This window comes from Pseudomonas syringae, assembly GCF_021605415.1.
In the GTDB taxonomy this organism is placed as follows: domain Bacteria; phylum Pseudomonadota; class Gammaproteobacteria; order Pseudomonadales; family Pseudomonadaceae; genus Aquipseudomonas; species Aquipseudomonas syringae_S.
On record NZ_WKEQ01000037.1, the window covers coordinates 14,850 to 28,083 of the forward strand.

Consider the following 13,234-nt stretch of genomic DNA (forward strand, 5'->3'; position numbering starts at 1 on the left):
CGCATCATCCGGGTCACGCACATTGGCCATTTCGATCCCCTTTTGGCCAACGGGCCTACTGTGATCGACCGTTGAGGTCGGCAAGAATCTAGTCATCGCTCATGAGGCAAAACCACAACTAGACTCACCACCTGCTTGCCCTTGGCTCTTTTCGAGCCGCTGCCGTGTACAGAGCATAAAAACCATCGAACTCACGCCGCATCCGGGGACACAACCATGGTCACGATCAAACGCATTCTGGGCGCCACTGTGTGTGGGCTGACGCTGATCGCCAGCGCCGTCCAGGCCGAACAACGCGAACTGCGGGTGTACAACTGGGCCGATTACATCTTGCCCGCCGTACCCAAGGACTTCGCCGCGCAAACCGGCATCAAAGTGACCTGGGACACCTTCGACACCAACGAATCCCTGGAAGCCAAATTGCTCACCGGCAACTCTGGCTACGACCTGGTAGTGCCGTCGAACCAGTTTCTCGACACCCAGATCAAGGCCGGCGTGTTCCAGAAACTCGATAAATCGAAATTGCCGAACTGGAAACACCAGGATCCGGAACTGCTCAAGTTGCTTGACGCCAACGACCCCGGCAACCAGTACGGCGTGCCCTACATGTACGGCACGGTGTTGATCGGCTTCAACCCGGCCAAGGTCAAGGCGGCGCTGGGTGAGAATGCGCCGGTGGACAGCTGGGATCTGGTGTTCAAGCCCGAGAACATGGAAAAGCTCAAATCCTGTGGCGTGGCGATGCTCGATTCGCCGTCGGAAATCCTGCCGCTGGCCCTGCATTACCTGGGCCTGGACCCGAACAGCCAAAACCCGGCCGACTACGAAAAAGCCAAAGCGTTGATGCAGAAGATTCGTCCGTACGTGACCTACTTCAACTCGGCCAAATACATGACCGACATCGCTAACGGCGACATCTGCGTGGCCATCGGTTACTCGGGCAGCTTCTATCAGTTCGGCAACCGCGCGAAAGAGGCGGGCAACGGCGTGGTCGTCGACTGGCGCTTGCCGAAGGAAGGCGCACCGATCTGGTTCGACACCTTCGCCATTCCGAAGAGTGCGAAGAACGTCGAAGAAGCCCACGAATTCCTCAACACCTTGCTTGATCCGAAAGTCATCGCGCCGATCAGCGATTTCCTCGGTTATCCGAATGCGAACAAGGATTCGATGTCGCTCATCAACAAGGACATCACCGGCAACCCGAACCTGACGCCGACCAGCGAAGCCCTGAAAACCCTTTACGTCGTACAGCCGCTCCCGCAGAAACTGGAGCGCGTACGTACACGCGTCTGGACCAGCATCAAATCCGACAAATAAAACCCAACCCGTGTAGGCGTTGCCGCAGGCTGCGATCTTTTGACGTTTGATCGTTCCCATGCTCCGCGTGGGAATGCCGTCCGGGACGCTCCGCGTTCCTGACAATAGTCAAAAGATCGCAGCGTTCCGCAGCGCCTACAGGGACGGGCGATTCCCGTGCGGGCAGGGTATCAGTCGAGGTCGGCGGCTTGATGCCTTTCCGGCACTTGGTCGGCCTCATCTCCCCATGTCTTGTTGACTCGCTGTCCACGCTTGACCGCCGGCCGATTGGCAAGCTCTTCGGCCCAGCGTTGCACGTGGGTGTATTCATGTGCCGAAAGAAATTCCGCCGCCGAATACACGTTGTCCCGCACCACTTGGCCATACCACGGCCAGACCGCAATGTCGGCGATGGTGTACTCATCACCCGCCAGATAGCGACTTTCGCCAAGACGCCGATTGAGCACATCCAGCTGACGCTTGGCTTCCATCGTGAAGCGGTTAATCGGGTATTCGAGCTTTTCCGGAGCATAGGCATAGAAGTGCCCGAAGCCGCCACCGAGGTAGGGCGCTGCACCCATCTGCCAGAACAGCCAGTTCAGGGTTTCGGTGCGACCCGCCAGATCAGCGGGCAACAACGCGCCGAATTTTTCCGCCAGATACAACAGGATTGAACCCGACTCGAACACGCGAAGCGCCGGTTCCACGCTGCGATCCAGCAACGCCGGAATCTTCGAATTGGGATTGATCTCGACGAAACCGCTGCCGAACTGATCACCGTCGCCAATACGAATCAGCCAGGCGTCGTACTCGGCGCCTGCGTGCCCGAGCGCCAGCAGTTCCTCAAGCAGGATGGTCACCTTCACGCCGTTGGGTGTCCCCATCGAATAAAGCTGCAGCGGCTGCTTGCCGACCGGCAGCACTTTTTCATGGGTCGCACCGGCGGTAGGACGGTTGATGCTTGCGAATTGCCCGCCGGATTCGGCGTCGTTTTTCCAGACCTTGGGCGGAACATAGGGCGCTTTGCTCATGAAACGAACCTCTCAGTTTGCTTGCTGTGATCCCGTCGGATCGCAATGGAGAATGTGCTTGAACATGATGCAACAGATCACCTTGAGGGACGGACGTTCAGATTTCACGTTGCTGAGACTCCATCGCCCGTTTTCCGTAAAGGCCTTTAAAACCGTGGCCTGCATCAGTAATTCATACGTTACGTATTTTCGGCAGATGTTACTAAGTGTAAAAAAAATCTCGAATCCGATCGAGTTATTGGGTTAGATTCTTATTAGCGTTCTCAAATGTGACGCCGACATTGACTCTTGACCCGTAGGAATTCCCTCCTTGAAACATCGCCTCCCAGCCAGTCTGTTGCTTGTCGGTGCGTGCAGCGCCGTGTCCTTTGTTCATGCCGCAGACGACTTGACCTTACCGGCCACCCAAATTGAAGGCAGCAGAGACTTGGCGAACGGCGAAAGCGCGGGTTATCAGGGCAGCCCGGTGTCGAGCACGACGCGCCTGGGGCTGACCGACAAGGAAACGCCGCAGGCGATCACCACAATCAACCGCCAGGCACTCGACGATTTCAAAATCACCGGCATCAAGGACGCCTTGCGTTCGGCGCCATCGGTGACGGTTGAGCAAACCGAGACCGACCGCACCGAATTCACCTCGCGCGGTTTCGACATCAACACCTTCGAATACGACGGCGTCGGCATGCCCTTCGTGGGCACCGTGCTGATTGGCGATCAGGATCTGGCCGAGTTCGAGCAGATCGACATACTCCACGGCGCCAACGGTTTGATGAGCGGGGCGGGTAACCCGTCGGCCACGGTCAATTTTGTGCGCAAGCGCCCGACCAAAACTTTTCAGGCACAAGTCGATACCCGTGTCGGTTCGTGGGACAGCCGTCGTCTGGACGTCGATCTATCCGGCCCATTGACGGACACCGGCAACGTGCGCGGTCGCTTCATTTATTCCCACGACAAGGGTAACTCGTGGATGGATCGCTACAGCCACGAGCGCAACGTCGCCGCCGGCCTGTTGGCGTTCGACCTGTCCGATGCCGACACTGTCACGGTGGGGTTCTCCCAACACGACAGCGACTCCAACGGCAGCTCGTGGGGCAACCTGCCTCTCGTCGATTCCGATGGCAATGCCATCCATTACGGCAGCCGCAGTTCCAGCATCGGCCAGCCGTGGACCTATTGGAATCTACAGACACAGCGCGCCTTTGCTGAATGGACACACGACTTCGGCAACGGCTGGAACGCCACGCTCACCGGCACCGCGATCAAGGAGAAGCAGGACACCAACATGTTCTACGTCTCCGAGGTCACCGGCGATGACGCTTCGGTGTTTGCCGCCAACACCACCAGCGAGGCCCACCAGGTGTTGGGCGAAGCCAAGGTGCAAGGGCCGTTCAGCCTGTTCGGTCGCGAGCACGAGTTGACCGTGGGTGCCGCTTACGGTCGTACCCATCAGAAAGCTCGGGAATACGACGCGGCCGAGGACGGCTACTACAACGTTTCGTTTGCCGATGTATTGGCTGGGCGTGTGACCCATCCATCGTTCGACTTCACCCGCGACACCAACACCCAGAACTTCACCGATCGGCAAAAAAGCGTCTATGCCGGCGCTCGATTCAGCCTGGCGGACGATCTCCACTGGATCGCCGGCGCTCGCATGATCAGCCTCGACGCCACCGGCGACAGCTACGGCGCCGACTACTACACACGCGCCCACGGCAAGGTCACGCCGTACACCGGCCTGGTCTACGACCTGACGGATCAGTGGAGTGTTTACACCAGTTGGACCGAGATCTTCAGCCCGCAATACAACCTCGGCGCCGACGGCAAACTGCTCGATCCGCTCGAAGGCAAAAGCACCGAAGTCGGGATCAAGGGCAGCCTGTTGGACAAGCGTCTCAACGTCACCGCGGCGGCCTTCAAGACCGATCAGCGCAACGTCGCCGAGTTCGCCGAAACCGTCAACGGCCAAAACGTCTACAACCCGATGAACTACAAGAGCCACGGCGTCGAACTGCAAGCGTCCGGCGAAGCATTGCCGGGCCTCGAAGTGCTCGGTGGTTACACCTACGTCACCATCGACAACGATGACGGCGACAGGGCGCGCAAATACGTGCCGACCCACAGCGTTCGCGGCATGCTCACTTACCGTCTGCCGAGCCTGCCGCAAGCGAAAATCGGGACGCGTATGAGCTGGCAAAGCAAAGTCGAAAACGACTCGAACAGCGCCATCAATCAAAGCGCCTACGCGCTGGTCGACGTGATGGCCAGCTACGACATCGACAGTAACTGGAGCACGTCGCTGAACCTGAACAACGTCACCGACCGCAAATACCTGCTGTCGCTGTACAACAGCGCCACCACCGCCAGCTACGGCGCGCCACGCAATGTCGTCGCTTCGCTGACCTGGAAATATTGACAGCGTTTTTCGGCCAGGCTCAGTTCGACTGGGCCTGTGCCAACGTCTCGACCTCGCGTGCATCGAAGGCTGTCTGCGCCTGCACGACGTCCGGCAAGTGATTGATCGTCCACAGGTAAATCGCTTCGAACGGTTTTTCCAGCGTCCGCCCCAACGGTGTGATGCTGTACTCCACTGAAATCTGGGAAGAAGGAATGACGCGACGGGCAAGAATGCCGTTGCGCTCAAGACGTCGAAGGGTCTGCGTCAGCGATTTTTGGGTAATCCCGTCCAGGCGGCGTTTGAGTTCATTGAAACGCAACGGACGCTCACACAATGCTGAAAGCGCGAGTACCGACCATTTATCGGCGATCTGATCCAGAAGGAAACGACTGGTGCATTCGGCCTTGATTTCTTGAGTGTGGGGTTCGTCCTGGGGCGGCATTTGATCGTCCGTTTCCTGCATAAGGTTTCCTCCGACATACTTGGTGACTTTAAAGTGCGTAATTGATATCTGGTATCCAAAATATACCATTGTGATTCCTTTCAAAAATCAGGAATTACCCATGCCTAATAATTCTTCAACGGGCGCAGCAGACAAACTTGCCGTCACGGAAGCGCTGTACCGCTTCGCTGCCGGTATCGATCTGCGCGATGCAGAACTTCTAACGTCCGCGTTCACGGCGACAGCGGTGTCCGATATCCGGCCCGCAGCGGCCAAGGCCGGTTTTGAATACCCGCTGCTGGAGGGCCGCGACACCATCGTTGCCGCGCTGCTCGGTTCACTCAAGCTGATCGATACGACGCATTCCGTGAGCAATCCTCGGGTCAGGGTCGAAGGTGACCGGGCGCATCTTGAGGCGTTGGTGGAGGCGCAGCATGTCCCTCAAAGCGATCACTCACGTCATTACCTTATGAAAAACCGTTACGACGTTGAGCTTTCGAGAGACGGCGATCTCTGGCGGATTCAGCGGGTAACTGTCGATAACGTATGGCGTTCTGGGGATTCGCAAGTGCTCGCGGGCGTTTAACGGTCGAAGTCGCTACTGAGCGGGCAGGTAACCGGAAACGTTGCCTGCTGCGGCAAAACAACATCTCTGTACCACGTCCCCGATGACTTCCTCGCCAGACAAACGTAATCTCCCGGTTCGCTTCCCAAGACAAGAAAAACAACAGGAGTCATCGATGCAACCGATCCGTCTCGGTCTGGTGGGCTACGGCAAGATTGCCCAGGATCAACATGTTCCCGCTATCAAGGCCAACCCGGCATTCCAGTTGGTGGCTGTGGCGACCCAAGGCCAGCCCTGCGCGGGTGTGGAAAATTTCAAATCCCTGACTGAACTGCTCGAAAACGGCCCGCACGTCGACGCAATCGCGTTTTGCACACCGCCACAAGGTCGCTACGCTTTGGTGCAAGAAGCACTGGCCGCCGGTAAACACGTCTTGGTCGAGAAACCACCGTGCGCCACGTTGGGTGAAGCCCAGGCGCTGGCAAGTCAGGCACACGCGCAAGGCGTCAGCGGACTGTTTGCCTGGCATTCTCGCTACGCGCCCGGCATCGAAGTCGCCCGTGACTGGCTGGCCTCGCGCGCATTGCAAAGCGTGAAGATCGACTGGAAAGAAGACGTGCGCAAATGGCACCCCGGCCAGGCTTGGATCTGGCAGCCGGGCGGTCTCGGCGTGTTCGATCCGGGCATCAATGCCTTGTCGATAGCGACCCATCTGTTGGCACTGCCGCTGTTTGTCGAATCCGCTGAATTGCGTGTCCCGAGCAACTGCCAGTCACCGATTGCCGCGTCGATCAAAATGTCTGACGCGAATCACCTCGATATCCGCGCCGAATTCGATTTCGATCACGGTCATGACGAACTCTGGAGCATCGAGGTTCGCTGCAAGGAAGGCACGCTGCGCCTGGACAACGGCGGCGCCTTGTTGAGCATCGATGGCGTGCGCCAGGCCGTGTCGGAGGAGGGCGAGTACGCGGCGGTGTATCGGCATTTCCAGCAACTGATTCGCGACAAGGCCAGTGATCTGGATCTGCAACCGCTGCGGCTGGTGGCGGACAGTTTCTTTGTCGGCAGCCGGACTTCAGTCGAGCCGTTTTACGATTGATACGCCCCACAAAAAGCGGCCCTTCACAGGGCCGTTTTTCGTGGTTTCACAGCCTCAATTTATCCGCGGATGCTGTTGTACCAGCTCCTTGCGCTTGGCTTCCAGTGCGGCAATTTCAGCGTCGATGTCTTCGATCTTCTGTTCGATGTTGTCGTGATGCTCTTTCAGCAGTTCGCGCGCTTCGGCGATATCGGACGCCGCCGGGGCGGCACCGCGCAGAGGTTTGTTGGCGGTTTCTTTCATGGTGACGCCGGTCACCAGGCCGACCACGGCAATGACCATCAGGTAGTACGCCGGCATATACAGATCGTTGGTGCTTTCCACCAACCAGGCCACGACGGTCGGCGTCAGGCCGGCGATCAGCACCGAGATGTTGAACGAGGCTGCCAGAGCGCTATAGCGAATGTGCGTGGGGAACATGGCCGGCAGGGTCGAAGCCATCACGCCGATAAAGAAGTTGAGCAACACCGCGAGGATCAGCAAACCGGAGAAGATCAGGCCGATCGAGCCGCTGTTGATCAGCATGAACGCCGGGATCGCGAACAGAAACAGACCGATACTGCCGATGACGATGAAGGGTTTGCGACCGATCTTGTCGCTGACAAAACCAATCAGCGGCTGGACGAACAACATGCCGACCATGATCGCGATGATGATCAGCACGCCACGGTTTTCGCTGTAATGCAGGTTGTGCGACAGGTAACTCGGCATGTACGTCAGCAGCATGTAATAGGTGACGTTGGTCACTGCAACCACGCCGACGCAAGTCATCAGGCTGCGCCAGTGTTTGGTGGCGACTTCCTTGAACGATACTTTCGGGCCGGCGGCCAGCCCCTCGCGATCACCCTGTTCGAGTTTTTCGACGTGCTGCTGGAAGGCCGGGGTTTCTTCAAGCGCATGGCGCAAATAGAGCCCGATCATGCCCAGTGGCAGCGCGAGGAAAAATGGCAGACGCCAGCCCCATTCGAGGAATTTCTCTTCGCCGATGGTGCTGGAAATCAACACAACGACCCCGGCGCCAAGGACGAAACCGGCGATTGAACCGAAGTCGAGCCAACTGCCGAGGAAGCCGCGTTTGCGATCTGGCGCGTACTCCGCGACGAAGATCGAGGCGCCGGTGTATTCACCGCCGACCGAAAAGCCCTGAGCCATTTTCGCCAGCAACAGCAGGATCGGCGCCCAGATGCCAATCGAGTCATAAGACGGGATCAAGCCGATGGCAAACGTGCTCAACGACATGATCACGATGGTCGCCGCCAGCACCTTCTGCCGCCCGTACTTGTCACCCAGCGCGCCGAAAAACAGGCCGCCCAACGGACGGATCAGGAACGGCACCGAGAACGTCGCCAGCGCCGCGATCATCTGCACGCTCGGGTCGGCGCCCGGGAAAAAGATCTTGCCGAGTGCATAGGCGACGAAGCCGTAGACACCAAAGTCGAACCATTCCATCGCATTGCCCAGCGCAGCGGCAGTGATCGCTTTACGCATCTTGGCGTCGTCGACAATGGTGATGTCTTTCAGTCCGATAGGACTGACATTTTTTCGTGATTTCATGCGATTTCTCGTTACAGACCGGATTCCATGCCATTGTTTTGGTGGCACACACTCTTTCCTTTCAGATACAAGAAGACACAAAATAATTCACCGCTGGCCGATATTTTTCGTTTTCGAGCCAAATAGCCCACGCGCTCAGCACTGTCCGGCTCGCTAACGGACTATCACGGGGCGCGATATGTCCTAGCGCGTTATGCGATTGGTCGCTTGCATGGCTGGCTGATTATGGTTGTGCTCGACCCTGTTCTACAGCGAACACAATCCTTCTCCAGCAACGGAAACAGCATGCGTTATCGACGTCTTGACCTGAATTTGCTGGTGGCGCTCGATGCCTTGTTGAGTGAATGCAGCGTCAGTCGCGCCGCTGAAAAGCTTTGCCTTGGGCAGTCGGCCACCAGTTCTGCGCTGGGACGCTTGCGCGAACATTTCAACGATCCCTTGCTGGTTCAGGTCGGACGGCGTCTGGAGCCGACGGCATTAGGTCTGCAATTGCTGCCCAAAGTGCGCGAAGCCCTCGCGTTGACGCGGGAAATCGTTGACACACCGCTGGATTTCGATCCGGCGACCTGCAAGCGGTCTATCACTGTTGTTGCATCCGATTACGTCGCCGGCGTGCTGTTTCCAGCCGTCAGTCGTGAACTGGCCAGCGTGGCCCCCGGTGTGCGTTTGAGTCTGCGCGACATGCCTGTTGCGCGTGATGGCGACGTTGTCAGCGAAGCGCTCGATTATCGCCGCAGTGATTGTGTGATCGTGCCGCAACGTCGCTTGAACCCCGCCTATCCGCATGTGCCGTTGATGAGCGACCGGCTCTGTTGCATCGTCTGCGCGCAGCAGTCTCAGTTTGCCGAGCGCTTGAGTCTGGCCGACTATTGCGCCGCCGAGCACGTGGTGCGCGAGTTTGCCGACGGGCGAAATCTGGCGATGGATGCGGTGCACCTGCACGAGTTGGGAATGGAGCGGCAAGTGGCGGTGGCCGTTGAAAGCTTTGTGCTGATGCCGGAGTTCATTGTCGGCACCGCGCGCATCGCCACTGTTTTTCATCGTCAGGCGCAGCGTTTCGCGCAACGTTATCCGTTGCGTATTCACCCGGCGCCACTGGCTTTTCCCGAGGCCGTTCAAGTTCTGCAATGGCATCCTTATCAAGAGCACGACCCGGCCATGCAGTGGTTTCGCGGCCTGCTGCTGGCGCAGGCCGCACTGCTCGATCAGCCTGGCGCCTGATCACCGTTGTCAGCGACCAATCCTGCCTGGGTAATGGCTTGCATGGCGCAGCGTTCGTCGTTGTCCGAGGTGTCGCCGCTGATGCCGATGGCGCCGAGGATCAGCCCCTCGGCATTACGGATCAACACGCCTCCCGCCACCGGAATGACTTCGCCGCCGGTCAAGCTGTTGATGGCATCGAAAAACCCCGGCATCGCCTGCGCGCGCCGCGCCAGTTCACGGCCACCGAACCCCATGCCCAAGCAACCGCGAGCTTTACCGGTGGCGATCTGTGGGCGCAGGAAAGTAGCCTGCTCATCACGCAGGATCGCCAGTGGATGGCCGGCGGCATCCAGCACGGCGACGCCCAGAGGTTTGCCCCCGGATTCGCGGGCGATGCGGATGGCATCGCTCGCCATGTTTGTAGCGGTCAGCAGGTCAAGTTGATTCACGGTATCTGTCCTCATACGGCCCACTTGCCCAGTTGGGCAACGCGGTCTCGGGTGTAAAGATCAGTCCATTTCAGCGAGTTGAAATCGGAGACTTGTTTAGGGTTGTAGGGGTTGCGATCCATACGCACCGGATGACCGGCCTTGTACACGGCTTTGAGGCGCGAACGATCCTGGAGGATGCGAATGTCATCCAGCGGTGAACCGTCGAGCAAAAGGAAGTCCGCGTGTTTGCCCACTTGCAGCGAGCCAAGGTTCTCACCGCGTGGCATGCAGCGCGCGCCGACGTTGGTCGCGGCATACAGCGCTTCGGCCGGGGTGAAGTCGAGACGCGTGACCAACAGTTCCAGCTCCCGGGCGTGCCACTCGCCGTAGGGTGTCACCGCAAAACCGCTGTCGCTGCCGCAGGCAAAAGGCACGCCGGCAGCCTTGGCGCGTTTGAGTACGGCTGAGCCGACTTCCAGGGTACGAGCGCAGTAACCGGCGTAACCGGTGCTGATCGCCGGATCGTGGGGCTGGCAAAAATCCACGGTGTTTTGCGGAAAAGTCATGGTCGGGGCGAGGATGCTGCCGGCTTCAAGCAACGCTTCGATACAGGCGTCGTCCATATAAAAAGCGTGGAACACCAGATCGACACCGGCGCGCGCTGCGTACATCACCGCCTCTCGTCCATAGGCATGTGTCGCGACTTTGCAGCCCAGGCGATGCGCTTCCTCGACCATTTCGAAGGTTTCATCGGCGGTGAATGCGGCAATGATTTCGCCATTCGGGCGGCGATGAGTGCCGTCCATGGCGATCTTGATCAAGTCGACGCCATCCTTGGCCTGTTTACGGATTTCCGCCAGCGCGTCGCTGCGGCTGGTGACCAGTTGCGCGGTGAAGTATTCCGGGGCGCCCACCCGGCTCGGGAACCAATCGTTGAGGCTCTGCCGATTGGTGATCACGCGACTGCTGGCCGCGACGCGCGGGCCTTCGAACAAGCCTGCCGCGACGGCATTGCGTACGGCGATGCTGAGTTGTCCGCTGTCACCGGGGCAGACCATGCTGGTCACGCCGGCGGCCAATACGTGTTGCGCGAAGAACATGCCGCGCAGTGCGCGAAATTCGTCGCTGGTCCACAGATCAATGTCTTCTTCGCTTTGAGCGTTACCGAACGCCAAGTGGGTGTGCACATCCACCAGCCCCGGCATCACGAAGTTGTCGCCAGCGTCCACCTGCGTATCGCCTGGCCGGGGTGCGGGTGCCAAGGCGCTTGAACCGACGTAAGTCAGCACGCCGTTTTCGACAATCAGTGTCTGTTGTTGGCGGGTTTCGAGTCCGGTGCCGTCGAACAAGGTCTGGCATTTCAGGTGCAGGGCGCTCATGGCATTTTCGCTTTGTGATTGTTGTGCAAAGCGAGGCTAGGGAGCGGGCGAGGGCGGCACCAACAGATTGCATCGATGCTCGCGTATTGATGGCGTCAATAGGTGCAAATAGTCAGTAACGGCGGGGGGGTGCAAACCAAGCGCAGCGTATCGACCTGGTATCGCGAGTAGCGATGGGTGGCATCGTCAACGGCGATTTTTTAGTGTGGGTAGCGGACACTTAGAGTGCGCGCTCATCCGCGGCGGTGATCAGGCGTTTAGTGGCGAGGGCTTTGCCACGCAGGTGTGGGTGCGTGGCGTTCGGGGCTGGCAGATCAGTTCGTTTCATGCGACGCGTGCGTCGGGCTGAGTCAGGATCGGCGCTGGCTCGGATGGCTTGATCAAATCAAGGTCAATGCAGGCGCTGCCGAAGCCTGCGATCTTTTGATTCTGCCGTTAAAAAGCAACATCAAAAGATCGCAGCCTGCGGCAGCTCACAAATTCCGGTGATGGATCCAGATTTTCGCGACCTGCCACAAGTCCCTGTGGGAGCCTGGCTTGCCAGCGATGGCGGCCCGACAGGCAACCAATCACTGGCGGCAATATCCACTTCCCATGGAGCTGCCGCAGTGTGTGTTGGTGCTTGCGGATCAGACAGTGCGGCCGCCCAGGGTTTCGGCGATCCAGTCGGCGATGTAGTGGCCGGCGTTGATGCTGTTATCGAAGCTGGAATGCTGTACGCCACCTTCGCGCTCGGTGAATATTTTCAGTTCACGTTTCGGGCTGTTGATCAGTTGCTCATAGGTGCGGTGTGCCCACTTCAACGGGATTTGCGAATCCTTTTCGCCATGGGTGACCAGGAACGGCACTTTGATCCGATCCAGCACGCCGTCCAGGTGTACGTTTTCGGCGATGGCCATGAAATCGTCGATGTCTTTCGCGCCCCACACCCAGCTGACATGAGACCAGTAATGCGGTACCGGGAAGCTGCCTTCTTTTTCCATTCGACGTTTCTGCACATCGCGCCAGTCGTGGTTCGCGCCCCAGACGACACCGCAGGCAAAACGCGGTTCGAAGGCCACGGCGCGTGGGCAGTAATAACCGCCGAGGGAAACGCCTTCGAGGCCAATACGTTTAGCGTCGACATCGCTACGGGTTTCCAGCCAGTCGACCACGCGACTGGCCCAATGCTCGCTGTCATAACGGGCGATTAAATTGTGCAGGCGCAGAGCTTCGCCGGTTCCGGGCTGATCGATGATTAGCGATGACACGCCGCGTTTCGCCAACCATGCAGGCAGGCCGACGCGGTATTTCATTTCTTTGGTCGAATCCAGGCCGTTGACCTGAACCAGCAGCGGCGCAGGGCCGCTCACGCCTTCGGCACGCACCAGCAGGCCGGAAATGTGTTTGCCTTCATAAGGTATTTCTACCCGCTCACAGTTTTCCCGCGACAGCTCGATACCGCGTTTGAAAGTCTGCAAAAAACGTTGATACAGCTCGGTACGCCCCGCAGCGCCATGGGCCTGGAGGCGTTCGCAAGTCAGGTAATACGTGGCGGCTCGATTATATTTTTCGCCGGCGGAAAGCAATCTGCCGTTGCCTTCATCTTCCTCGGCCAAGCCGCAAAGCTTGTCGGCCATCCTCGCCCAGGTCTCGCGGAAGGCTTTGCTGCCCGCAGCGTCAGGCTGCTTGGCGGCCTCTTGCAAAGGGGCGCACATCTCTTCGATTTCACCCATGCGGGCGCCCATTTCGATGGCGAGGTCTACGGAAAGATTCCACACGTAGTTGGTCGGGAAATAACGGAACATGATTATTTTTATCCTTGTGGTTGCCTTGCGATTGCAAGGCACGTTAAGG

General features: G+C 58.6%; 11 protein-coding genes. 5 read left to right on the forward strand and 6 right to left on the reverse strand.

Annotated features, from left to right (window positions below):
* Positions 1-216 precede the first annotated feature (216 nt).
* Positions 217-1,317 (forward strand): polyamine ABC transporter substrate-binding protein, encoded by a 1,101-nt coding sequence (locus GIW69_RS21670; protein WP_236484822.1) that lies wholly within the window; start codon positions 217-219, stop codon positions 1,315-1,317.
* Between the two features lie 170 nt (positions 1,318-1,487).
* Here GIW69_RS21670 and yghU read toward each other — a convergent pair whose 3' ends face one another.
* Complete coding sequence (yghU, locus tag GIW69_RS21675) at positions 1,488-2,327, reverse strand: glutathione-dependent disulfide-bond oxidoreductase (protein WP_236484823.1); 840 nt, start codon at positions 2,325-2,327, stop codon at positions 1,488-1,490.
* Positions 2,328-2,637: 310 nt separating this feature from the next.
* On the opposite strand from yghU, the gene GIW69_RS21680 reads away from it, so the two are divergent.
* Positions 2,638-4,740, forward strand: coding sequence for a TonB-dependent siderophore receptor (locus GIW69_RS21680; protein ID WP_236484824.1), 2,103 nt, complete (start codon positions 2,638-2,640; stop codon positions 4,738-4,740).
* 19 nt (positions 4,741-4,759) lie between these two features.
* On the opposite strand, the gene GIW69_RS21685 is transcribed toward GIW69_RS21680, so the two are convergent.
* Positions 4,760-5,185, reverse strand: a complete 426-nt coding sequence (locus tag GIW69_RS21685) for a winged helix-turn-helix transcriptional regulator (RefSeq protein WP_236484825.1) — start codon at positions 5,183-5,185, stop codon at positions 4,760-4,762.
* 100 nt (positions 5,186-5,285) lie between these two features.
* Between GIW69_RS21685 and GIW69_RS21690 the strand changes: the two genes are divergently transcribed.
* Together GIW69_RS21690 and GIW69_RS21695 are read left to right on the forward strand one after the other, a co-directional pair.
* A complete protein-coding gene (locus GIW69_RS21690; protein ID WP_236484826.1) occupies positions 5,286-5,750 on the forward strand; it encodes a nuclear transport factor 2 family protein in 465 nt (154 codons plus the stop codon).
* 154 nt (positions 5,751-5,904) lie between these two features.
* Positions 5,905-6,831 (forward strand): Gfo/Idh/MocA family protein, encoded by a 927-nt coding sequence (locus GIW69_RS21695; RefSeq protein WP_236484827.1) that lies wholly within the window; start codon positions 5,905-5,907, stop codon positions 6,829-6,831.
* Between the two features lie 54 nt (positions 6,832-6,885).
* On the opposite strand, the gene proP is transcribed toward GIW69_RS21695, so the two are convergent.
* Positions 6,886-8,385, reverse strand: coding sequence for a glycine betaine/L-proline transporter ProP (gene proP, locus GIW69_RS21700; protein WP_236484828.1), 1,500 nt, complete (start codon positions 8,383-8,385; stop codon positions 6,886-6,888).
* Between the two features lie 285 nt (positions 8,386-8,670).
* On the opposite strand from proP, the gene GIW69_RS21705 reads away from it, so the two are divergent.
* Positions 8,671-9,606 carry a LysR family transcriptional regulator gene (locus GIW69_RS21705; RefSeq protein WP_236484829.1) on the forward strand — a complete coding sequence of 312 codons (936 nt, stop codon included), beginning with the start codon at positions 8,671-8,673 and terminating at the stop codon, positions 9,604-9,606.
* Here the strand turns inward: GIW69_RS21705 and GIW69_RS21710 are convergent.
* The 3 genes from GIW69_RS21710 to GIW69_RS21720 all read right to left on the reverse strand — a co-directional run bounded on the left by GIW69_RS21710 (position 9,591) and on the right by GIW69_RS21720 (position 13,185).
* Positions 9,591-10,037, reverse strand: a complete 447-nt coding sequence (locus GIW69_RS21710) for a heme-binding protein (protein WP_236484830.1) — start codon at positions 10,035-10,037, stop codon at positions 9,591-9,593. The genes GIW69_RS21705 and GIW69_RS21710 overlap by 16 nt on opposite strands.
* Before the next feature lie 11 nt (positions 10,038-10,048).
* Positions 10,049-11,398, reverse strand: coding sequence for an amidohydrolase family protein (locus GIW69_RS21715; protein WP_236484831.1), 1,350 nt, complete (start codon positions 11,396-11,398; stop codon positions 10,049-10,051).
* 629 nt (positions 11,399-12,027) lie between these two features.
* Entirely contained in the window at positions 12,028-13,185 is a 1,158-nt protein-coding gene (locus tag GIW69_RS21720; RefSeq protein ID WP_236484832.1) for a prolyl oligopeptidase family serine peptidase, read from the reverse strand.
* Positions 13,186-13,234 lie beyond the last annotated feature (49 nt).

Coding starts and splice junctions, on each gene's coding strand:
- proP (WP_236484828.1), bottom strand. CDS start 8,385: ATGAAATCACGAAAAAATGTCAGTCCTATCGGACTGAAAGACATCACC.
- yghU (WP_236484823.1), bottom strand. CDS start 2,327: ATGAGCAAAGCGCCCTATGTTCCGCCCAAGGTCTGGAAAAACGACGCC.
- GIW69_RS21720 (WP_236484832.1), bottom strand. CDS start 13,185: ATGTTCCGTTATTTCCCGACCAACTACGTGTGGAATCTTTCCGTAGAC.
- GIW69_RS21690 (WP_236484826.1), top strand. CDS start 5,286: ATGCCTAATAATTCTTCAACGGGCGCAGCAGACAAACTTGCCGTCACG.
- GIW69_RS21670 (WP_236484822.1), top strand. CDS start 217: ATGGTCACGATCAAACGCATTCTGGGCGCCACTGTGTGTGGGCTGACG.
- GIW69_RS21695 (WP_236484827.1), top strand. CDS start 5,905: ATGCAACCGATCCGTCTCGGTCTGGTGGGCTACGGCAAGATTGCCCAG.
- GIW69_RS21715 (WP_236484831.1), bottom strand. CDS start 11,398: ATGAGCGCCCTGCACCTGAAATGCCAGACCTTGTTCGACGGCACCGGA.
- GIW69_RS21705 (WP_236484829.1), top strand. CDS start 8,671: ATGCGTTATCGACGTCTTGACCTGAATTTGCTGGTGGCGCTCGATGCC.
- GIW69_RS21685 (WP_236484825.1), bottom strand. CDS start 5,185: ATGCAGGAAACGGACGATCAAATGCCGCCCCAGGACGAACCCCACACT.